The sequence below is a fragment of the Cytobacillus massiliigabonensis genome (assembly GCF_900199725.1).
In the GTDB taxonomy this organism is placed as follows: domain Bacteria; phylum Bacillota; class Bacilli; order Bacillales; family Cytobacillaceae; genus Cytobacillus; species Cytobacillus massiliigabonensis.
Genome location: NZ_LT904904.1, coordinates 1,086,552 through 1,107,706, shown reverse-complemented (window position 1 = coordinate 1,107,706; position 21,155 = coordinate 1,086,552). Strand labels below are relative to the sequence as shown.

At 38.8% G+C, this 21,155-nt stretch carries 17 protein-coding genes and 14 tRNA genes; 6 read left to right on the top strand and 25 right to left on the bottom strand.

Features of this window, described 5'->3' with window-relative positions:
* The first annotated feature begins 130 nt into the window (after positions 1-130).
* A complete protein-coding gene (gene yidD / locus C1726_RS16580) occupies positions 131-370 on the top strand; it encodes a membrane protein insertion efficiency factor YidD (RefSeq protein WP_102274161.1) in 240 nt (79 codons plus the stop codon).
* Here the strand turns inward: yidD and C1726_RS16575 are convergent.
* The gene (locus tag C1726_RS16575) at positions 367-930 is read right to left on the bottom strand and encodes a beta-class carbonic anhydrase (RefSeq protein WP_102274160.1); all 564 of its coding nucleotides are present in this window, start codon (positions 928-930) and stop codon (positions 367-369) included. The genes yidD and C1726_RS16575 overlap by 4 nt on opposite strands.
* A gap of 220 nt (positions 931-1,150) precedes the next feature.
* Here C1726_RS16575 and C1726_RS16570 point away from each other — a divergent pair, with 220 nt between their 5' ends.
* The gene (locus C1726_RS16570) at positions 1,151-2,131 is read left to right on the top strand and encodes a metal ABC transporter solute-binding protein, Zn/Mn family (RefSeq protein WP_102274159.1); all 981 of its coding nucleotides are present in this window, start codon (positions 1,151-1,153) and stop codon (positions 2,129-2,131) included.
* Between the two features lie 135 nt (positions 2,132-2,266).
* Positions 2,267-2,425, top strand: coding sequence for a DUF1540 domain-containing protein (locus C1726_RS16565; protein ID WP_075209209.1), 159 nt, complete (start codon positions 2,267-2,269; stop codon positions 2,423-2,425).
* A gap of 36 nt (positions 2,426-2,461) precedes the next feature.
* Here C1726_RS16565 and C1726_RS16560 read toward each other — a convergent pair whose 3' ends face one another.
* The 5 genes from C1726_RS16560 to C1726_RS16540 form a co-directional block, all read right to left on the bottom strand.
* A complete protein-coding gene (locus tag C1726_RS16560; protein ID WP_102274158.1) occupies positions 2,462-3,961 on the bottom strand; it encodes an o-succinylbenzoate--CoA ligase in 1,500 nt (499 codons plus the stop codon).
* Between the two features lie 203 nt (positions 3,962-4,164).
* Positions 4,165-4,986 carry a 1,4-dihydroxy-2-naphthoyl-CoA synthase gene (menB, locus tag C1726_RS16555; RefSeq protein WP_102274157.1) on the bottom strand — a complete coding sequence of 274 codons (822 nt, stop codon included), beginning with the start codon at positions 4,984-4,986 and terminating at the stop codon, positions 4,165-4,167.
* Between the two features lie 60 nt (positions 4,987-5,046).
* On the bottom strand, positions 5,047-5,895 hold the full coding sequence (gene menH, locus C1726_RS16550; protein ID WP_102274156.1) for a 2-succinyl-6-hydroxy-2,4-cyclohexadiene-1-carboxylate synthase: 849 nt from the start codon (positions 5,893-5,895) through the stop codon (positions 5,047-5,049).
* The gene (gene menD / locus C1726_RS16545; RefSeq protein WP_102274155.1) at positions 5,895-7,640 is read right to left on the bottom strand and encodes a 2-succinyl-5-enolpyruvyl-6-hydroxy-3-cyclohexene-1-carboxylic-acid synthase; all 1,746 of its coding nucleotides are present in this window, start codon (positions 7,638-7,640) and stop codon (positions 5,895-5,897) included. Before menD ends, menH begins: the two co-directional genes overlap by 1 nt.
* Complete coding sequence (locus tag C1726_RS16540) at positions 7,637-9,043, bottom strand: isochorismate synthase (RefSeq protein WP_102274154.1); 1,407 nt, start codon at positions 9,041-9,043, stop codon at positions 7,637-7,639. Before C1726_RS16540 ends, menD begins: the two co-directional genes overlap by 4 nt.
* Before the next feature lie 290 nt (positions 9,044-9,333).
* On the opposite strand from C1726_RS16540, the gene C1726_RS16535 reads away from it, so the two are divergent.
* Both C1726_RS16535 and C1726_RS16530 read left to right on the top strand, forming a co-directional pair.
* Positions 9,334-10,266, top strand: coding sequence for a 1,4-dihydroxy-2-naphthoate polyprenyltransferase (locus C1726_RS16535; RefSeq protein ID WP_102274153.1), 933 nt, complete (start codon positions 9,334-9,336; stop codon positions 10,264-10,266).
* A gap of 141 nt (positions 10,267-10,407) precedes the next feature.
* Positions 10,408-11,244, top strand: a complete 837-nt coding sequence (locus C1726_RS16530) for a dimethylarginine dimethylaminohydrolase family protein (RefSeq protein WP_102274152.1) — start codon at positions 10,408-10,410, stop codon at positions 11,242-11,244.
* On the opposite strand, the gene C1726_RS16525 is transcribed toward C1726_RS16530, so the two are convergent.
* The 5 genes from C1726_RS16525 to glgB are packed head-to-tail and all read right to left on the bottom strand — an operon-like array spanning position 11,241 to position 19,175.
* The gene (locus C1726_RS16525) at positions 11,241-13,640 is read right to left on the bottom strand and encodes a glycogen/starch/alpha-glucan phosphorylase (RefSeq protein ID WP_102274151.1); all 2,400 of its coding nucleotides are present in this window, start codon (positions 13,638-13,640) and stop codon (positions 11,241-11,243) included. The two genes, C1726_RS16530 and C1726_RS16525, sit on opposite strands and share 4 nt — an antisense overlap.
* Positions 13,630-15,081, bottom strand: a complete 1,452-nt coding sequence (gene glgA / locus C1726_RS16520; protein WP_102274150.1) for a glycogen synthase GlgA — start codon at positions 15,079-15,081, stop codon at positions 13,630-13,632. The genes C1726_RS16525 and glgA overlap by 11 nt, the downstream gene beginning before the upstream one ends.
* On the bottom strand, positions 15,078-16,106 hold the full coding sequence (locus C1726_RS16515; protein WP_102274149.1) for a GlgC family sugar phosphate nucleotidyltransferase: 1,029 nt from the start codon (positions 16,104-16,106) through the stop codon (positions 15,078-15,080). Before C1726_RS16515 ends, glgA begins: the two co-directional genes overlap by 4 nt.
* Positions 16,107-16,150: 44 nt before the next feature.
* Positions 16,151-17,302, bottom strand: coding sequence for a glucose-1-phosphate adenylyltransferase (locus tag C1726_RS16510; RefSeq protein WP_102274148.1), 1,152 nt, complete (start codon positions 17,300-17,302; stop codon positions 16,151-16,153).
* Positions 17,220-19,175 (bottom strand): 1,4-alpha-glucan branching protein GlgB, encoded by a 1,956-nt coding sequence (gene glgB, locus C1726_RS16505; RefSeq protein ID WP_102274147.1) that lies wholly within the window; start codon positions 19,173-19,175, stop codon positions 17,220-17,222. The genes C1726_RS16510 and glgB overlap by 83 nt, the downstream gene beginning before the upstream one ends.
* A gap of 217 nt (positions 19,176-19,392) precedes the next feature.
* Between glgB and C1726_RS16500 the strand changes: the two genes are divergently transcribed.
* On the top strand, positions 19,393-19,590 hold the full coding sequence (locus C1726_RS16500) for a hypothetical protein (protein ID WP_102274146.1): 198 nt from the start codon (positions 19,393-19,395) through the stop codon (positions 19,588-19,590).
* Positions 19,591-19,745: 155 nt separating this feature from the next.
* On the opposite strand, the gene C1726_RS16495 is transcribed toward C1726_RS16500, so the two are convergent.
* From C1726_RS16495 to C1726_RS16430, 14 genes are all read right to left on the bottom strand, one after another.
* Positions 19,746-19,817 (bottom strand) — tRNA-Glu (locus C1726_RS16495).
* Positions 19,818-19,823: 6 nt separating this feature from the next.
* Positions 19,824-19,914: transfer RNA gene (locus C1726_RS16490), tRNA-Ser, on the bottom strand.
* Between the two features lie 6 nt (positions 19,915-19,920).
* Positions 19,921-19,995: transfer RNA gene (locus C1726_RS16485), tRNA-Asn, on the bottom strand.
* Positions 19,996-20,014: 19 nt separating this feature from the next.
* Positions 20,015-20,091: transfer RNA gene (locus C1726_RS16480), tRNA-Ile, on the bottom strand.
* Positions 20,092-20,107: 16 nt separating this feature from the next.
* Positions 20,108-20,181 (bottom strand) — tRNA-Gly (locus C1726_RS16475).
* Positions 20,182-20,192: 11 nt separating this feature from the next.
* A tRNA-Phe gene (locus tag C1726_RS16470) sits at positions 20,193-20,268 on the bottom strand.
* Between the two features lie 155 nt (positions 20,269-20,423).
* Positions 20,424-20,500: transfer RNA gene (locus tag C1726_RS16465), tRNA-Asp, on the bottom strand.
* A 3-nt stretch (positions 20,501-20,503) separates the two neighbouring features.
* Positions 20,504-20,577: transfer RNA gene (locus C1726_RS16460), tRNA-Met, on the bottom strand.
* 19 nt (positions 20,578-20,596) lie between these two features.
* Positions 20,597-20,689, bottom strand: a tRNA-Ser gene (locus C1726_RS16455).
* A gap of 12 nt (positions 20,690-20,701) precedes the next feature.
* Positions 20,702-20,778, bottom strand: a tRNA-Ile gene (locus C1726_RS16450).
* A gap of 21 nt (positions 20,779-20,799) precedes the next feature.
* Positions 20,800-20,876: transfer RNA gene (locus C1726_RS16445), tRNA-Met, on the bottom strand.
* A gap of 20 nt (positions 20,877-20,896) precedes the next feature.
* Positions 20,897-20,972, bottom strand: a tRNA-Ala gene (locus C1726_RS16440).
* 12 nt (positions 20,973-20,984) lie between these two features.
* Positions 20,985-21,061 (bottom strand) — tRNA-Pro (locus C1726_RS16435).
* An 8-nt stretch (positions 21,062-21,069) separates the two neighbouring features.
* A tRNA-Arg gene (locus tag C1726_RS16430) sits at positions 21,070-21,146 on the bottom strand.
* Positions 21,147-21,155: the final 9 nt, after the last annotated feature.

Here is a 21,155-nt window from a genome sequence, read left to right as displayed (position 1 = left end):
CCTTCTATTGTAACTTAAATTCCGAGTAATTTCATCAACAAAATAAGGAATTTGTTTTTTTCGACTAATACATAAATATATGCTATCTTTTATTTGAGTATTCTTTCGAAAAAAGATTGGACTGACTAACATGCTGAAAAAAATAATGATTGGTTTCATTCGTTTTTATCAAATAGTCATATCTCCGCTAAAGCCTCCAACATGTCGATTCTATCCAACTTGCTCTCATTATGGACTGGAATCAGTTAAACGCTTTGGAGCATTTAAAGGAGGATGGCTTACGATCAAAAGAATCGTAAAATGCCATCCATTTCATCCCGGTGGATTTGATCCAGTACCAGAGAAATTGCCAAGGAAAAAAGAAGATTAATCCTCGTATCCGTTAACTATTAAATCTAATTTCCCAGTTTCAGGGTGAATGACCAATCCATGAACAGGGACATCGTTTGGCATTAGCGGATGCTTTTTCACCAAAGAAACACTATGAGCAACACTCTCTTCTACATTATCAAAGCCCTTGAGCCATTCTCTAACATCTACACCTGAATAAGTAATTGTATCCAATGCTGCTTCAGATTTACCTCTTTTTCTCATACGCTCCATAATTCCATCCGGCTTCATCCCGCTCATCCCGCAATCATGATGGCCGATAATTAATACCTCGGCTGCCTGAAGCTCATAAACGGCTACAAGCAAGCTTCTCATAATACTTCCAAACGGATGTGTTACAATTGCTCCTGCATTTTTAACAAGCTTTATATCCCCATTTTTTACATTCAAGGCTCTTGGCAGGAGTTCCACTAAACGTGTATCCATACATGTTAGTACAACCATTCGTTTATTCGGCAGCTTTGTTGTTGTAAATTCTTCGTATTTTTTCTCTGCCACGAATTCATCGTTAAATTCTAATATTTCATCAAGTAGTTTCATATGCTTTACTCCTTACCCATTTTTATTTCTATATTTATAAGGATACAAAATACTTTTCATACAAACAAATTTAACACTTGATTTTCATGATATTTTTTTGTAAAATTACTTTTGGGAATCGTAATGATTACGGATTAACTCGATACTTAAGCGTAATAAGTTATTTTTTTCTTAATTAAATCGTAATTAATACGATTTAATTAGTTAGAAAGGGGAAATTATGAAAAAGATTATATTTGTTTTTATACTTATGATTAGTTTGCTTTTAACTGCATGTACAAACGAATCAAAGGATGAGCATAAAGATAGCAGCAAACTTTCGATTTATACAACCGTTTATCCATTGCAATATTTTACTGACCGAATCGGCGGGGAATTTGTTGAAACAAAGACTATTTATCCGCCTGGAGCAGATGAGCATTCATTCGAGCCTACACAAAAAGATATGACTAAGCTTGCAGATGCAGACCTGTTTATATTTGTCGGTCTTGGATTAGAAGGATTCGTGGAAAAGGCTCAAAAAACATTACAAAACGAAGAAGTAACCATGGTTGGTGCAGGGGAAAATATTCATTTTGACGAAGTTCAAGCTCATGAAGAAGATAAACATGATGATGAACATAGTCATGAAGATGATGATGAACATAGTCATGAAGATGATGCTCATCATCATGGAGATATCGACCCGCATGTATGGATTGATCCATTGTATGCAAAGGATTTAGCAGCAGCTATCAAAACTGCTTTAACAGATAAAATGCCTGAACATAAAGAAGAATTCGATGCAAATTATCGTCTGTTAGCAGATGAGCTTGACCAATTAAATAAAGACTTTGAACAAACCATCCAGGATGCAAAGCATAAAGAAATCATCGTATCTCATTCGGCATTCGGCTATTGGGAACAGCGCTATGGCATAGATCAAATAAGTGTTTCGGGCTTAAACTCTTCGAATGAACCAACCCAAAAAGATCTTGAAAAGATCATTGCTGAAGGAAAAAAGCATAAGTTAAAATACGTATTCTTTGAACAAAATGTTAGCTCTAAGCTCACAGAAATTATCAAAAATGAACTTGGTGCGGAGCCGCTCGTACTTCATAATTTGTCTGTTTTAACTGACGAGGATATAAGCAATGAGAACACCTATTTTTCAATTATGAAAGAAAACTTAGAAGCGTTAAAAACTGCTCTTAATAACTAATTGCCAGTCCATCCTTCAATTGGAATGAATCTTTAACATCAATCAGCCACAAGCTAAAATAGGTGGGAAAGCACCACCTGCGTTTTTAACGAATCAGTGCGGAAATAGGTTCTGCACAAAGAGGAGTGAAGCGAAGTGGCAAAAGATGTATTATGTGAAGTAAATAATTGTACATTCTGGGAAAAAGGGAATAAATGTGGAGCTGAACAAATTTACGTAGTCAGCCACAAAGGGGATACAGCAGAGAACAGCCGTGAAACTGACTGTAAAACCTTTGAACCCGAATATTCCTAACCTCCCATCTTTTTTAACATAGACAGGATTTGCATTTTAATTGCAATCCTGTCTTTTTAATTCCTCCAAATACTGCCGCAGCTCTCTCCGTAAAATTTTCTTAGCCGCATTTCTTGGAATTTGCTCGATGATGAAAAATTGTTTTGGCACTTTATATTTTGCTAATTTCTGAATGCAAAACGCTGCAATAGCATCTTTATTCAACTCTGTTTTTGCTGATATAAAGGCTATAGGGACTTCCCCCCATTCTTCATCTTTCAAGCCTATAACTCCTGCATCAATTATGTCTGGATGGGAAGTAAGAACACCCTCAATTTCAGCAGGATAAACATTTTCTCCGCCTGAAATAATTAAATCAGAACGGCGATCCAGAACATATAAGAATCCTTCTTCGTCTATATATCCAATATCTCCAGTTGAAAACCAGCCGTCAACCATTTTTTTCGATGACTCTTCCTCCCGATTCAAATACCCAATCGTTACATTTGGTCCTTTAACAATAATTTCACCTGCAGTTTTAACGCTTTCTTCTTCCCCATTTGGATCTATAATTTTTAATTGAGAAGGAAAGAGCGGTTTTCCTGCAGACCCTAATTTACTTAAGCTATATTCTGGAGAAAGCGTCACGATTTGAGAAGCCGTCTCTGTCATTCCATATGTTTGGAATACTGGAATTTCCTTAACCATACAGTTTTCAAGTAATGTTTTTGATGCCGGTCCGCCACCTAAGAGCATGCAGCGAAATTCTTTAGGCAATCTGCAATCTCCTAGCTCTGCATCAATCCGAATAAGCATTGTGCTCACAACAGACATAATCGTTACTTTTTCACTCTGAATCGCTTCAATGACTTCTTGTTCATTAAAATTATCGTGAATCACCATTCTCATGCCATAGACAATGCTCCGAATAAGAATCGAATACCCGCTAATATGAAACATGGGAACAACGCATAGCCAGCAATCCTTTTCAGATAGCCCAAGGTTAAGGGCAGAACCAACCGCGCTCCACCAATGATTTCCGTATGTTTGCAGCACGCCCTTTGGATGTCCAGTCGTTCCAGAAGTATACATAACTGTACAAACATCATTAAGGTTGATTTCCTCTGTAATCATTGGTTGAATAAAATCTGCTGAAAATAGCTCTTCTTTTGGAATAATTGTCAACTTAGGCAGCAAATTATTTATTTCTTCATTCTTGGGTGTAAAGGCTTTCTCCGTAATTAAATGGACTGTCTTCGAATCATTTAATTGCCAGACAATTTCTTCAGCTGTTAAGCGATTATTTAAAATAACTGCTTTTACATCAAGCAACTGAAATGCTAAGTAAATTAATGCTGTATCTGCATGATTACTTAGTAAAACACCAGCATACTCACCCTTTATTAAACCAAGCTGAACTAATTGACCGGCAATCCGATAAGATTTCTCATATACTTCTTTGAAAGAGTATGTTTTGTTCTTAAATTGAATGGCTGGTCTATCAGGTGTGAGAAATGCTCTCTTTAATAGAAGGTTTGGCATCACTTGATTCGCCATTTGTACACCTCATTTTATAAAATAAAATATACTTGCAAAAAACTTATTAATTTTGCACAAAACCAGTTTTATTTGCAAATTCACTCTTATTTTGCAAATATGCAATTTTATTTGCAAATCAAACAGTATTTTTGCAAATCCATTTTTAGATAAAAACAGCCTGATGGCATGACCATCAAGCTGCAATAAAGTAACATTGACTATTAAGGGAAACGAGGGAATTGACCAAAATCAGGCTTGCGCTTTTCTTTGAATGCATCTCGGCCTTCTTTTGCCTCATCTGTAGTATAGTACAGCAAAGTAGCATCTCCAGCAAATTGCTGAATGCCTGCAAGTCCATCTGTATCCGCGTTAAATGCAGCTTTTAAGAAGCGAAGAGCAGTTGGGCTCTTTTCAAGCATTTCTTCACACCATTTAATCGTTTCTTCCTCTACTTGCTCAAGAGGAACAACAGTGTTCACAAGACCCATGTCTAATGCTTCCTGTGCATTGTACTGACGGCATAAGTACCAAATTTCACGTGCTTTTTTATGTCCGACAATTCTAGCTAAATATCCGGAACCATATCCTGCATCAAAGCTGCCAACCTTCGGACCTGTTTGGCCAAATACAGCATTATCTGCAGCAATTGTTAAATCACAAACAATATGTAGTACATGGCCGCCGCCAATCGCATATCCTTTAACCATTGCAACAACCGGTTTTGGAATGACACGGATTAGACGCTGTAAATCAAGGACATTCAAGCGAGGAATTTGGTCATCACCCACATATCCCCCATGTCCACGAACTGACTGGTCTCCACCTGAACAAAACGCTCGGTCTCCTGCACCTGTTAAGATGATGACACCAACATTTGCATCATCACGTGCATAAGCAAATGCATCAATTAATTCCATAACAGTCCTTGGTGTGAACGCATTATGTTTTTCTGGACGATTGATTGTTATCTTTGCAATCCCATTGTATGTTTCATAAATAATTTCTTCATATTGTTTTCCCGCAATCCATTCTACTGCTGACATAACGGAATCCTCCTTTGTACGTATATTTCGTTCTTCCCTCATTCAAAAGGAGCTTATAGCCTATCCTTTTTCATTCGACAAGAATTCACTTACTATTGTACCAAATATTTTTGGTTTCTCCACATGTATTGCATGGCCACAGTCTGAAATCGTTATTCTGCGTGCATGTTTCATTTTCCCTTGCATTCTATCAGCAATCTGACAAAATTTATCATCTTGCTTTCCAGTAAGCAACAGAACAGGCATGGAAAGCTTATCTAGCTGATTCCACCATGAAGGCTGGGAACCCGTTCCCATTCCTTTAAGACTGTTAACTAGCCCAATCTTAGAATTTGTCAGGCGTTGTTTACGGATTTCTTCTTTGATATTCTCTTCTAGTCTTTTTTGACTGGCAAACAAAGGAATGTTCTCCCAATATTCAATAAAGGAAGGGATGCCCTCCTCCAAAATTCGCATCCCAAGCTTCTCATCTTGGATTCTTCTTGCTGCCCGGTGTTTTTCTTCTTCAAGACCGGGGGAAGCGCTCTCTAGAATTAACTTATCTACTCTATTTGGATAATTAAGCGCAAACGTTAACGCAAGCCTGCCTCCCATTGAATAGCCTAAAATATTGGCTTGTCCAATCCCCATTTGCTGAAAGATCAAATCAATATCTCTTGCCGCAGATTCAATCGTATATCTAGAAATATCTGCAGGAGTATCCGTATTCCCGTGCCCTACAATATCAATGGCAAATATCGCTGTGATATCCTTCAAATATGGCTTAAGTGTTCTCCAGGAACATGCATTTCCTGTAAAACCATGCAGCAGGACTAAGGGGTTATTCCCAACTGATGCTGAATCACTATGATTATGGATGATCTCCCATACATCTACATGATAGGTAAGTCCATCAATGTCAAAATTCATCAGCATTTTCCATCCAGTAATCGACCTATTTCCCGGGAAACCGCATCCCATAATTCGCGATGCTCCGCGATATTCCGGTCTCTATTTGTGGTTATCTCCGTCACTCTCAAACCGGATATTTCTGAATCCATAACTGTTGAAAAATGTTCCCAATCAGAAATTAATTCATAGTGTCCTCCGTACATTTTTACTGCATGCTCAAATTGCAAATCTAATGGAGTGCCAAACAATTTTTCAAAGTTTTTTGGATGGCTAGCTTGTGGAAGAAATGAAAAAATTCCTCCTCCATTATTATTAATTAAGAGAATATGAATATTGATTCCAAACTGCTTAGCAGCTATTAACCCATTTAAATCATGGAAAAAGGTTAAATCCCCTAGAACTAAATAAAGTGGCTGAGAACATGCTCCCGCCCCTAAAGCTGTAGAAATTACCCCATCAATGCCATTTGCTCCTCGATTCGCCATAACTCGAATCGATTTGTTATTAAAATGGAAAAAGGTATCTAAATCACGAATAGGCATGCTATTGCCAACAAATAATGTTGCACCATCTGGAAGCTTTTCAGCTAGCTGATAGAATAGCTTGCCTTCACTTAATACATCCAGCTTGCTAATGGCTGCTAATTGACTGCGCGTTAATTGATTGATCTCTTCCCAATGTGCAAAATAGCTGGCATCTTCCCCCTGCCTAACATAAGGAATGACTGATGTACAAAACAATGACTCTTCACTATAAATCATTTCAGAAGATACCATGCCCGGATCACGCCATCCGCCTCCACTATCAACAACAAATTGCAGAACATCATGATTTTCTTTTAGGAAAATCGTTAACGGTTTAGATACTGGCATTGCCCCAAATCGGATAATAAGATCCGGCTTTAAAAAATTCTTCGCTTTCTCATTTTTTAAAAAGGTGTCGTATGTATCAATAATATAAGTTCCATCATGTTTTCCACTTCTCAATTGGGAGAGCGGATCCGCAAGAATGGGAAACTGAAGCTTCTTAGCCAGATTTATTACCGCTTCTGCAAAACGATCAGAATCAATTGATCCACAAACGATGATTCCTTTTTTATAAGCGCTGATGCTTTCTGCTATCTCTTTGTATTGCTCGTCACCTAATGCTAAATCACCAGACTGAATCTTCACATAACCATTAGACCGCTCAGACGTCTCAAATAAATCTTCTCGGTCAAGCTGCGGGATTAGAGGCTCTCTAAATGGAAAATTCAAATGCACAGGCCCTGCTGGGGAACGAAGTGCAGTACTTGCAGCTCTCGCACAAACTGTACGTGCATACCGGATCATTTCCGCAGAATTTTCCGGCGGTGCCATTTCGACAAACCATTTTACATGGCTGCCATACAAATGAATTTGATTGATCGCTTGTGGAGCCCCTACATCTCTTAATTCATGTGGACGGTCCGCAGTCATAACGATTAAAGGCACCCTCGCAATATTAGCCTCTACAATAGCTGGAAAATAATTTGCTGCCGCTGTTCCAGATGTACATAAAATAGCTACTGGTTTTTTTGAAGCCTTTGCAATACCTAATGCAAAAAAGGCAGCCGAACGTTCGTCTACATGAATATGTACACGAAGTTCAGGGTGTTCTGCCATAACCATTGCCATCGGGGTAGATCTAGAACCAGGACTTACAACTACATCCTCTACCCCATTCTTATATAATTCAGATACAAATGCTGCAATATAAGAGGTTAACGATTCCTGATGATTCATTTATTACTCCCCCCAAGTGCTGTTAGCATCGGTCGAAATTTAATTTTCGTTTCCACGTATTCACTTTCTGGGTTGGAATCCTCAACAACACCACAGCCAGCAAAGAGCGAAGCCTCGTCTCCCTGTATCAAGCCCGATCTGATCGATACTGCGAATTCCCCATTACCTTTATAGTCCACCCAGCCTAATGGGGCACCATAAAACCCACGATCCAGTTCCTCCACTTCCCTTATCTTCTCGACAGCCTTTTCTTTTGGCAGTCCTCCCAATGCAGGTGTTGGATGCAACCGATCAACTAATAAAAGCAAGGATGTGTCTTTCTTTGCCTTTCCCGTTACCGGTGTATAAAGATGCTGAATATCTCTCGTTTTCAGCAGCTGCGTCTTATTTGGCATGGTGACTTCTTCACATACCTCTTCCATTGCCGCTTTAATCATCCGTACAACATATTGGTGCTCGATAATATTTTTCGGATCAGCTAACAATGTTTCGCCCAATATTCGGTCATCCTCTTCTGTCTTCCCTCTTGCAATGGAGCCGGCAAGACAGGTAGTAAAAAAGCTTGACCCACTTTTTTTCACAAGACGTTCAGGTGAAGCACCGATAAAGCAATCCCCGTTCGATTCAAATGCAAAAATAAAGCTCTCACGCTGAAGTGTAAGTAAATTCATTAATACTTGTTCTAACTGGATCGTTTGGCTGAATTGCAATCTTGTTTCTCTTGCAAGTACAACTTTATTTAACGCGCCTTGTTTCAGCTCGTCTACAACCGCAGCAACGGTATCTTTCCATTTCTCTGGATTGATTTCATTTTCATTTACAAGTTCATATTTCTCTTGATATTTGTCAGGTGCAAGTGCCGCAAATAGGTTTCTTCGTTCCATTTGTACAGTCTCTGCAAGAGAACAATCATCATGCTGAGTGCATACAATATTCGTTGTAAAAAAGGTGCGGCCATTTATTTCACTGTACATAAATTTTGGAATATGAAAAAGAGAGTCTGAGTATTTAGACCACAGCTTTGTTTTCTCTTTATACGGATCAAATGAAAAGCCTCCAAACATTAAAGGGCCGATTCCATTCAGCTGAAATGGATTTTCTATAATCGCATCCTCAATAAAGTTATTCCATTCTTCTTCCACAAGAAAAAAGCGGTCAGCCGCCTGATCCGATTGAATTTGCTTGCATATTCCAAGTCCGATAATAAAAGTTTCATCGGCTGGGTCTTTCCAGAAAAAACGCTCCCCTAAAAAAGGCTCGTGTCCTGCTGCGAAAAAAGTAAGAGGTTCTATATGATTTATTTCCTGCACTTCACTTACTAAAACTGGTTTAGATAAGGCCTTTGCCCTCTCAATCGCTTTCAGGATTCCTTCTTTTAGTTCCGTTTCTTGTATCGTAACCAAAAAAATCCCTCCAACAACAGCCTATAGCTGTTATCCATCGTCTAAGCTAATTTTAACATACACTTCTTATCATTCAAATGTCAATGATCGTACTCACTCAGGACTGTTTTTCTCTTACTATAGAAGACCAAAGATTCGGAACTAAAAAACTCAAATATTTCCAATAACGCCAACTTTATATATATAAATGAATACCATGCATTTTGACAGAAGTATAAGTTGTTCGATATAATAAATAGGTTTGATAGATAAAATAATTACTTAAATATAGATAATAAGGGGAGAGTTAGATGCAACCACAGACGCATACGAATGTTCAGCCTTCTAATTCGAAGAAAACCTGGAAGGTTTGGTGGCAGCAAACAAGACCACACACACTTACCGCATCTTTCGTACCTGTCTTGCTTGGAACAGCATTAGCTATGTACGAAACAGATCTTCATTTTGGATTGTTTTTGGCGATGTTAATTGCTAGCTTACTTATTCAAGCTGCAACAAATATGTTTAATGAATACTATGATTATGTTAGAGGACTGGATACTGAAGATTCACACGGAATTGGTGGAGCAATTGTCCGTGAAGGCATTAAGCCAAAAACCATTCTGAAAGTAGCCCTTTCACTTTACGGTATTGCTTTATTATTAGGAATTTATATTTGCGCAAGCAGCAGCTGGTGGCTAGCGCTTGTAGGTCTCTTCTGTATGCTGATTGGCTATTTATATACAGGTGGTCCTATGCCAATCGCCCATACACCATTCGGTGAAATCGTATCTGGATTCTTTATGGGAATGATCATTATCTTGATTTCATTCTTTATTCAAACTGATACCGTGACTTCTACAAGCGTTTTAGTATCCATTCCGATTTTTATTCTTGTTGGGGCTATTATGCTTTCAAATAATATCCGTGATTTAGATGGTGACAAGGAATTTGGCAGAAAAACACTAGCTATTTTAATCGGCAGAAAAGCGGCTATTAAATTACTTGCTGGAATGTTTATTGTTTCCTATGCATGGGTTTTCATCCTGATTGCATTAAATATTTTCTCTCCATGGCTAGCTATCGTTGTGCTAAGTGCACCGAAAGCGATTAAAGCAACAAAGGGATTTATCGGAAAAACAATACCGATCCAAATGATGCCTGCCATGAAAGCAACTGCACAAACAAATACGATCTTCGGATTTTTATTATCCATTGGTCTTTTTATTGGTTATTTCATCTGAAAAACACGAAAGCCTTTGCGTCCAGCAAAGGCTTTTTTCTTTTCATCATGTTTTTTCCATTAACGTCCATACTAAAACACATACGTCACACTCATCCTGCAGGTGAGTAAATCTATAAAATCCTATCAGGAGGATCAATAAATGACTGCGGAGAGCAAGAATATTTTCTGTAAAACTGAATACAGCACTCTTCATAAAGTTATTTTATGTGAACCAAATTATATGTCCATAAACGATCCAAACCACAAGGAATATAAAAATGTATCAATAAATATTGATCTCGCAGTAAAGCAGCATAAACATTTTATCCGTGCACTAAAAAGCCATGGAGTTGAAGTAGTTTTTCTTCCCCCTGACAAAACTTTTCCTGATCAAGTATTCACTCGTGATATCGGTTTTACTATCGGCAATAGGATCTATGTTGCAGATATGCAGACATATCTTCGGCAGGGGGAAGAAGTCCACCTTATCAAATGGCTTGAGAAAGAGCAATTACCCTTTCATCAATTACAAGGTTATAACATTGAGGGCGGTGATATTATGATTGATGGTGAAACGGTCTATATCGGATTAAGTAAACGGACTAATTTGCAGGCCGTCAGTCATTTGCAAGCCCTTCTTCCTAAATATGAAGTTATTCCTGTTCCATTTAACGATGCATTCCTTCACCTTGATTGTGTTTTTAACATTTTATCATCGAAAGAAGCTTTAATATGTTCGAGTGAAGTAAATAGTGAACAAGTCAAGCTATTGAAATCCCGTTACTTTTTAATTGAAATGACAAAAGAAGAACTATTCACTCATTCCGCAAACGTCCTTTCTATTGGCAATAAAAAGGTTTTTAGTATGCCAATAAATATAAATGTGAACAAACAGCTCCAATCTAGAGGCTACGAAGTTATAGAAGTAGATGTCTCCGAAATCACTAAATCTGGTGGAGCATTTCGCTGCTGTACTTTGCCCATTTCTAGAAGTTAATAGTAAACCTGCTTAATATTCCAAATATCATTTGCATATTCTTTTATAGTCCGATCACTTGAAAAATAGCCAGAACCCGCAATATTCATTAAGCTCATTTTTTGCCATTGATTTTGATTGCCATATACCTTGCCTGCCTGTGCTTGGATAGCTGAATATGAATCGAAATCTCTTAGGACAAAATATTGATCATTTTCCATCAGCAAAGAATCAAAGATGGGTTCAAACTCATTATCTGAATCCGGGAAGAATCCGTTTGTCAGCTGATCCAACACTTGACGGATACGCTTATCATGATAATAATATTCCATTGAATGATAGCCGCCATTTTGATCATAATTTAATACTTGCTCTGCTGTAAGCCCAAAAATAAAAATATTGTCTGCTCCTGCCCTTTCCATCATTTCAATATTGGCACCATCTAGTGTTCCAACAGTAATTGCCCCATTCATCATAAACTTCATATTCCCTGTTCCAGATGCTTCTTTACTAGCTGTTGATATTTGCTCACTAATATCAGCAGCTGGGAATATTTCTTCTGCAAGCGAAACACGGTAATTTTCTAGGAAAACTACCTTTAACAGTTCATTTGTGCGAACATCCTTATTTACCTTATCAGCTACAGTATGAATTAGTTTAATAATTTTCTTTGCATAATAATAGCCGGGAGATGCCTTCGCGCCAAAAATAAACGTTCGCGGATGCATTTGAAAGGTTGAATCTTCCTTTAGCCTATTATATAAATGCATCACATGAAGAATATTCAAAAGCTGTCTTTTGTATGCATGCAGACGTTTCACTTGAATATCAAATATTGATTCAGTATTTACAGACATTCCTGTTTGGAATGCAATCCTATCTGCTAGCCGTCGTTTATTATGCTGTTTAACTTTTGATAGCTGTTCAAGAAATAAGGAATCCTCTTTAAATTGCGCAAGCTTACATAAATGCTCAGGTTCACGAATCCAATTTTCCCCTATTCCTTCTGTAATTAATTCAGAAAGGAGAGGATTCGCCTTTAACAGCCATCTTCTATGGGTAATTCCATTTGTTTTATTATTAAATTTTTCAGGGAAAACTTGATAGAATTGATTCATTTCTCTCTTTTTTAGAATCTCGGTATGAAGTGCAGCCACCCCATTCACACTATAGCTTCCTGCAATCGCAAGATGGGCCATTTTAATCTCATGATGAGCAATAATAGCCATATCCTCAATATGCTGCCAGTCACCAGGATACTGATTCCAGAGCATTCGGCAAAAGCGCTCATTGATTTCATCCACAATCATAAATATACGAGGCAACAATGGCTGGAAAATTCGAACTGGCCATTTCTCAAGTGCTTCGGATAAGGTCGTATGATTTGTATAAGAGATCGTATTTACTGTAATATCCCACGCATCGTCCCATCCTAAGCCTTCTTCATCAAGCAAAATCCTCATCAGCTCGGGAATAGCCAGAACTGGATGTGTATCATTTATATGAATCGCTACATGTTCCGGCAGCAAATATAAATCGCCAACTTGCTTTCGAAAAGACCGAATGATTGACTGGATACTTGCTGAAACAAGAAAATATTGCTGCTTTAATCGTAAAATTTTCCCTTTATCATGTGTATCATCTGGATATAGAAATTCAGAAACTGACTCAGTTTCCCGCTTATACGTTAATATATCCTGATGGATTGGATATGGAGAAGGCTCTGCATTCCATAGCCTGAGCGTGTTTACCGTTTCCGTTTGATAGCCTGCAATTGGCAAATCATATGGAACGGCTGTAATCCTTTCTGTATGTTCATGGCGAAAAACTAATTTTCCATCTTCCATTTTCGTCTCAACATTCCCCCAAAACGGAACCTCGATTGCTAAATCTGCTCGCCTTACCTCCCATACATGCCCATGCCGAAGCCACTGTTCAGGAAGCTCTACCTGATAGCCATCTACAATTATCTGCTCAAACAAACCATGCTTATAGCGAATACCACAGCCATGGCCTGGAAAATTTAATGAAGCTAATGAATCCATAAAACAAGCTGCGAGCCTCCCAAGTCCTCCATTTCCAAGGCCAGCATCCGGTTCAATTTCTTCAAGCTCATACAGGTCGATTCCTAAATCCTCAAGCCCTTTCTTAACCACATCCACAAGACCCAAATTTAATAAATTATGATGGAGCAGACGTCCAAGCAGAAATTCAATGGATAAATAATAAACTTGCTTCCCCCTTGCCGTACGATAACGCTCATTCGTATTGATCCAGTTCGTGCTAATATACTCTCTTACCATATTCCCTAATGTAAAGTAATGGTCCCGTTTCGTACTCTCACCAAAACTCTTTCCATACATCATCTCAAGCTTTTTTAGGAAGTTCTCTTTAAACTCCTCTTTATTAGTAAACATAAATCTCACTCCTTGAGATGAGCTCTGAATATAGCTGTTTATACTTAATTGCCGATTGTGCCCAGCTATAATTCATAGCCATCGCATTTTCCACAATCTTTCTCCAGCATTCTTCATCACGATAGAAACTAAGTGCCCTCTCGATTGTGAAAAGCATATCATGAGCATGATATGGACTGAATGAAAAGCCATTTCCTTCCCCGCTTTGTTCATTAAAAGATAAGACCGTATCATTTAATCCGCCTGTTTCCCTTACGATGGGAACTGCCCCATACCTCATCGCAATCATCTGACCAAGCCCGCAAGGCTCAAACTGTGATGGCATAAGAAATAAATCTGCACCTGCATATATCTTATGTGCCAGTCCTTCATCAAACCCGATATATGCTTTACATTTATGTGGATAGGCTGCTTCCATTTGCTGAAAAAAATGCTCATATTCATCGTCACCAGAACCAAGTATGACGAGCTGAATGTCTTCTGCTATCAATTCACGAAACACATGGCGGACAAGATCGATTCCTTTCTGTTTCGTAAGCCTTGTGATCATCGCAATAAGTGGCGTTTTCTCTTTAATAGGCAAGCCCATTTGTTCCTGCAGATGTAATTTATTTTCCTGTTTGTTTATTAGCCCTTTTCCATTAAAACACTTAAATAGAAAGGGATCTCTTTCTGGATTATATAATTCCAAGTCAATTCCATTTAAAATTCCTTCTAAATCACTTGACCTGCTATGCAATAGCTCATGAAGCATTTCTCCATATGCACTGGTTTGAATTTCATTTTTATATGTAGGGCTAACCGTTGTGATTTTATCTGCTGCAACGATTGCTCCCTTCATAAAACTGATGCATCCATAAAACTCTAAATAGTCAATATGGAAGTATTCCTCTTGTAACCCAAATAATTCATTAAGTGACTCTCTTGGCATGATTCCCTGAAATAGCAAATTATGAATCGTAAATACTGTTTGAATAGATTGATAGCCTGTTTTCTCCTTGTACTCCATTTTTAAAAGAAAAGGGATCATTCCTGTATGCCAATCATGGCAATGAATGATATCCGGCTGAAAACCAATATGTACAGGTAATTCTAATACTGCCTTATTAAAGAAAGCGAATCGTTCGCCATCATCAAAATAACCGTACAATTCTTCACGCATAAAATAATATTCATTGTCCACAAAATAATAGATAACCCCTTGAAATTCTATTTCTTCTATTCCGCAATACTGTTTTCTCCACCCTACTTCTACAGTAAAATCATCTATTTTTCTCATTTGTGCCTTTAGGTTATTTTCTATTGATCCGTATTTGGGCATAATCACTCTGATATCTATCCCTTGTCTTACTAATTCCTTTGGCAATGCACCTGCTACGTCTGCAAGCCCTCCAGACTTCGCAAAAGGAACACATTCGGAAACAGCAAATAATACTTTCATATGTTCATCAGCACCCCTCGACCAGTACCTTTGCGAATCACATATGGTGATGTGCTTGAACCTGTCAAAGCCGTTCCTGCTTCAATTTTGATGTCTTTATCTATAATTACTGAATCTAATACACAATGGTCGCCAATCTGGCTCTTCTGCATGATTATGCTGTTTTTCACTACAGCCCCTCTGCCTATTTTGACTGCACGGGAAATTATGCTATTTTCGACAGCACCCTCTATCTGGCACCCATTAGCTATTATCGAATGATGAACAGATGAACCCCTTAAATAGCGTGTCGGCGGCTCATCCTTAACTTTTGTAAAAATTGGCTGATCTTTTTGAAAGAGCTTATTCCATATTTCAGGGCTAAGGAGCTCCATACTTGCCGCAAAATAGGATTCTATGGAATCAATCATGGCAGCATAGCCATGATAATCATAACGGCAAATCCGATAGGTGTGATAAATGTCTGTAACTACATCACTCATGCAAGTATAACCTGTCTTTTCCCTTCCATGAATAAGGTCAATAAGGAATGAAGTTTTAACCAAATACATTTGCATGGACTTTCCTAAATGATAAATTTCCGTAATATCACAGCCTGTTTGAATATGTTTATCTAATACTGGCTTGAAATCCATATTAGAAACAGTAAAACAATTAGCAATTAATGCATACTCCTGTTTACTTCGCTGGAAGTAATCCAAATTCGCTGCAAAATGACTGAAAGATCCGATCCCCCTGCGTATTCCTTCTATAATGGATGATGGGAAAAAGAATAGCCCATCTCTCTTTCTATTTAAATCCCAATCCTTCCCCGAACCTAGATGATCCATTAAGGAGCGGTATTGAAATTTAGGAAAGATCGCTACACTTTCAATATTGGCATTCACCATGTTTGATAAAACAAAATCGATGAGACGATATCTGCCTGCAAAAGGAACGGCTGCAAGAGACCTGTGGATCATTAGCTCCTTTAGCCCCTCATGGTAGGTAGTCGCATCAATCACACCAAGAACTCGTTTATTCAAATTCGTTTCCTCCTTATTAGACTTGATTATCCTCGACAAATAAACTAGACAATTCTCTTAATCTGCATGATCTCCTCGAGCATTTCGTCTGATAGGAGTATAATTTCATCCGATTTTCTAACTACAGTTCCATCTGGTATAACCATATTTGTTGGAACAATGGCATTTTCAATAAAAACATTTTGACCTATTCTTGCATTAGGCATGACAACTGTTTCACGTATGAATGATCCCCTCCCCACAGATACGCCCTGAAAAAGGACAGACCTCTCAATATCCCCCTCAATGATGCATCCTTCATTAATTAAAGACTCTTCTATTTTTGCCTTAGGTGAAATATATTGAGGCGGGTGATTCGGGTTAACCGAATAAATACGCCAGTCATAATCAAATAAATTCAATTCACATTTTTCATCCAATAGATCCATATTTGCTTCCCATAGACTTTGTACTGTGCCTACATCCTTCCAATATCCCTTAAACGGGTAAGCAAATAGCCTTTTATTTTCTGTTAACAGCATGGGAATCACATCTTTTCCGAAATCATGGCTTGAATTTGAATCTTCATTATCCTTCTCTAAATATTCCTTTAATACGGCCCAATTAAATATATAAATTCCCATGGAAGCAAGATTGTTTATTGGGGCATCTGGCTTTTCTACAAAATCAATAATTCTCATCTCGATATTTGTGTTCATAATACCGAACCTGCTTGCCTCCTCCCATGGGACTTCAATAACAGAAATCGAGACATCTGCATTTTTTTCGATATGGTATTCAAGCATTCTTTCATAATCCATTTTATAAATATGGTCACCTGACAATACCAATACATATTCAGGATCATACTGCATGATAAAATTTAAATTCTGATAAATGGCACTTGCTGTTCCGTTATACCATTTCACTTCAGAAGATTCACTGTACGGCGGAAGAACCGTCACTCCGCCATTTCTTCTGTCTAAATCCCATGCACTGCCAATGCCAATATAGGAATTCAAAACGAGAGGCTGATATTGAGTAAGAACACCGACTGTATCAATACCTGAATTTGTACAATTGCTTAGGGTAAAATCGATAATTCGATATTTTCCTCCAAAAGGTACTGCAGGCTTAGCTAAGTTCTTTGTCAACGAGTGAAGCCGGCTTCCTTTTCCTCCAGCTAATAGCATGGCCACGCATTTTTTCTTGCCCATTTACTTTCCTCTCCCTTCGATGCTTTATTGGACGTAATATTGAAATTCCAAATGGCGGAATGGTCATTTTCAAAGAAGATGGTTTTCCATGGAATTCAATATTTGCTGTTTGTAGCTGCCCCATATTAATCAAATGAGACCCGCCAAACTTATCGTGATCACTATTGAATATTTCTTGATAGGAGCCTCCTAGCGGAACGCCAATCCGATAGTCATAGTAAACATGTTCCGTGAAATTACAAACAACAACTAGATGCTCCTCACCCTCTTTTCCTTTCCGGATAAAAGAAAAGATCGATTGCTGATGATTATGTACATCAATCCATTCAAATCCCTTACTTAAGGAGTCTAATTCATGCAGCGGTTTGAAACGTTTATAGAGTGAGAGCAGCTCTTTTACATATCCATTCAACTTTTGATGCATTTCAATTTCAAGCAAGTTCCAATCTAATTGTGATTGTTCCTTCCATTCATCGAACTGTCCAAGCTCAAATCCCATAAAGAGTAATTTTTTCCCCGGATGTGCCATCATTAAGCCTAGAAGCAGGCGATATTGAGCAAACTTTTGCCAGTAATCACCTGGCATTTTATTCAAAAGTGATTTTTTCCCATGAACCACTTCATCATGGGAAAGCGGAAGAACAAAGTTCTCTTTAAATGCATAAAGCAGTGAAAACGTGATTTTTCCATGAAGATATTTGCGCTGATCTGGAGATGCTTCCATATACATAAGAATGTCATTCATCCATCCCATATTCCATTTATAATGGAATCCAAGCCCTTCATATTGCACTGGATAAGTAACTCCTGGCCATGATGTTGAATCTTCCGCCATCACTATAAAAGAGGAATCATAATTCAATATCGATTGATTCAGCGTTCTTAAAAATTGGGCTCCCTGAAAATTGTTCTCTCCAAAGCGATTGGGCCAGTAAAGAATATTAGAAACAGCATCTATCCGAAGACCATCAATATGGTAATACTCCATCCAAAATCGTGCATTCGAGATAAGGAAACTTTGAACCTCTTTTTTTCCTAAATCAAAATTTGCTGTCCCCCATACTGCATTTTCCCGGTCAGCAGTTGTTTCATATTCATATAAAAATGAACCATCAAATTGATATAATCCATGCTCATCCTTACAAAAATGACCAGGAACCCAATCAAGAATGACCCCTATGCCATGCTGATGACATTGATCAATGAAATGCATAAATTCTCTCGGCGTACCATACCTGCTTGTTATTGAATAGTACCCTGTTCCCTGATAGCCCCATGATTCGTCGAGCGGATGCTCAGTTATTGGCAATAACTCAATATGAGTGAATCCAAGCTCCTTTACATATGGGATTAATTGCACAGCTAATTCCTTATAAGATAAATAATTCCCATCCTTATGTTTCCTCCACGAGCCAATATGTACTTCGTAAATTGCCATCGGTTCTGCAAGATGATTCCTTTCCCTCCTTTTCCTTATCCACTCACAGTCATTCCATTTATAGCCTTCTAACGAGTAAACAATAGATGCAGTTCTCGGTCTTACCTCAGAAAAAAAACTGTAAGGATCAGCTTTTAATATCCTTCTGCCATCTCGGGAAATGATTTCATATTTATATATGCATCCTTGCATATCTTCTTTTATTAGAATGCTCCATATCCCTTCATTATTTACTCTATGTAACTGAAAGCGTTCTCCATTCCAGTCATTAAAATTTCCAACTAATCTGACAGATTGAGCGTTTGGTGCCCAAACACAAAAACGTGTATTTGTTCTTTCATTTTCCTTAATCAGGTGAGCACCAAAGAGACGATAACTCTCATATAATGTTCCTTCATGAAATAAGTGCATTTCATAATCAGATACAGTATTCATTACACCCCTTCTCCCATACAGCTATTTGTTGATCTCCATGAATATATTCGTTTGATAATGGCAATAACCTTGTAAAAACTTTCTAAATTTATTGACAATAAGTGAAGGAAAATGATATATAGCGGTAGGATTCTGAACCATTCATTTGATTTCGACATAAAATCAACTAACTGTAGACAAACTAAGACAAGAAATTTTTGAAAGGTGGAATACTGTATTGAGTAATAAAGAGGAAGAGTACTTAATTAATGAAGCAACTAAAAATGAAGTAAAAACACCTTTATTCGAAGCGCCTGACGGAAAAATACTTGCAGTCGGAGATTTATTTAGGGGACCATCTACTGGAATTACTTCTGATATTGACTTGAACAATCCAGGAAGAAAGCTAGTGGAAAGAGAAGTTAAGTTTGATTAGCGATTTGCGGCCAGAAATATAGATCCTTTGTTTTATCTAACATATTTTCGAATTTATTCGGCATTCGCCGAATTTTATCGGGCTTTTGGTCTTTAGAAAATATATGAGAAATACCAAAAAAAAGCTGCCAACTTATAGTTGACAGCTTTTTTTTATGACCCCTACGGGATTCGAACCCGTGTTACCGCCGTGAAAGGGCGGTGTCTTAACCGCTTGACCAAGGGGCCAGCATATGGCGGAGAAGGAGGGATTTGAACCCTCGCGCCGGTTACCCGACCTACACCCTTAGCAGGGGCGCCTCTTCAGCCTCTTGAGTACTTCCCCATATGATGGCTCCGCAGGTAGGACTCGAACCTACGACCGATCGGTTAACAGCCGATAGCTCTACCACTGAGCTACTGCGGAATAGTATATAATTTATTCATGGTGGGCCTAAATGGACTCGAACCATCGACCTCACGCTTATCAGGCGTGCGCTCTAACCAGCTGAGCTATAGGCCCATTATATTACAAATAATGGAGCGGGTGAAGGGAATCGAACCCTCGACAACAGCTTGGAAGGCTGTGGTTTTACCACTAAACTACACCCGCAATATAACAAATGGTGGCTCAGGACGGAATCGAACCGCCGACACAAGGATTTTCAGTCCTTTGCTCTACCGACTGAGCTACTGAGCCATATAAAATTTTGCTTCCTAAATTTTAATTACAGAGTGACCTTTGTTCCAAAGCCCTATGGTCTTTGTCACAGATTGCTAATCGAAGATGCAATGCTTCGTACTGCAATCTGCTCTACCGACTGAGCTACTGAGCCACATATGTATTTAAAAAAATGGCGGTCCGGACGGGACTCGAACCCGCGACCTCCTGCGTGACAGGCAGGCATTCTAACCAACTGAACTACCGGACCAGATTGCGGGGACAGGATTTGAACCTGCGACCTTCGGGTTATGAGCCCGACGAGCTACCGAACTGCTCCACCCCGCGATAGTAATATTAAAATAAATGGAGGAGGAAAGGGGATTCGAACCCCTGCGCGGTTTGACCCGCCTGTCGGTTTTCAAGACCGATCCCTTCAGCCGGACTTGGGTATTCCTCCAAACAATACATATGGTGGACCTTGTAGGACTCGAACCTACGACCGGACGGTTATGAGCCGTCTGCTCTAACCAGCTGAGCTAAAGGTCCTAAATATAATCCTGAATATTTTGGTAGCGGCGGAGGGGATCGAACCCCCGACCTCACGGGTATGAACCGTACGCTCTAGCCAGCTGAGCTACACCGCCAAAATATGATTATAAGATTATGGTGGAGCCTAGCGGGATCGAACCGCTGACCTCCTGCGTGCAAGGCAGGCGCTCTCCCAGCTGAGCTAAGGCCCCATTAGATATGAATGGTCGGGAAGACAGGATTCGAACCTGCGACCCCTTGGTCCCAAACCAAGTGCTCTACCAAGCTGAGCTACTTCCCGTTATTAAATGGCGCGCCCGAAAGGAGTCGAACCCATAACCTTCTGATCCGTAGTCAGACGCTCTATCCAATTGAGCTACGGGCGCTAATTAAAA

What these genes read in the sequence shown, in the direction of transcription:
- yidD (WP_102274161.1), top strand. Translation starts at nt 131, where the DNA reads ATGCTGAAAAAAATAATGATTGGTTTCATTCGTTTTTATCAAATAGTC.
- C1726_RS16575 (WP_102274160.1), bottom strand. Translation starts at nt 930, where the DNA reads ATGAAACTACTTGATGAAATATTAGAATTTAACGATGAATTCGTGGCA.
- C1726_RS16570 (WP_102274159.1), top strand. Translation starts at nt 1,151, where the DNA reads ATGAAAAAGATTATATTTGTTTTTATACTTATGATTAGTTTGCTTTTA.
- C1726_RS16560 (WP_102274158.1), bottom strand. Translation starts at nt 3,961, where the DNA reads ATGGCGAATCAAGTGATGCCAAACCTTCTATTAAAGAGAGCATTTCTC.
- menB (WP_102274157.1), bottom strand. Translation starts at nt 4,986, where the DNA reads ATGTCAGCAGTAGAATGGATTGCGGGAAAACAATATGAAGAAATTATT.
- menH (WP_102274156.1), bottom strand. Translation starts at nt 5,895, where the DNA reads ATGAATTTTGACATTGATGGACTTACCTATCATGTAGATGTATGGGAG.
- menD (WP_102274155.1), bottom strand. Translation starts at nt 7,640, where the DNA reads ATGAATCATCAGGAATCGTTAACCTCTTATATTGCAGCATTTGTATCT.
- C1726_RS16535 (WP_102274153.1), top strand. Translation starts at nt 9,334, where the DNA reads ATGCAACCACAGACGCATACGAATGTTCAGCCTTCTAATTCGAAGAAA.
- C1726_RS16530 (WP_102274152.1), top strand. Translation starts at nt 10,408, where the DNA reads ATGACTGCGGAGAGCAAGAATATTTTCTGTAAAACTGAATACAGCACT.
- C1726_RS16525 (WP_102274151.1), bottom strand. Translation starts at nt 13,640, where the DNA reads ATGTTTACTAATAAAGAGGAGTTTAAAGAGAACTTCCTAAAAAAGCTT.
- glgA (WP_102274150.1), bottom strand. Translation starts at nt 15,081, where the DNA reads ATGAAAGTATTATTTGCTGTTTCCGAATGTGTTCCTTTTGCGAAGTCT.
- C1726_RS16510 (WP_102274148.1), bottom strand. Translation starts at nt 17,302, where the DNA reads ATGGGCAAGAAAAAATGCGTGGCCATGCTATTAGCTGGAGGAAAAGGA.
- glgB (WP_102274147.1), bottom strand. Translation starts at nt 19,175, where the DNA reads ATGAATACTGTATCTGATTATGAAATGCACTTATTTCATGAAGGAACA.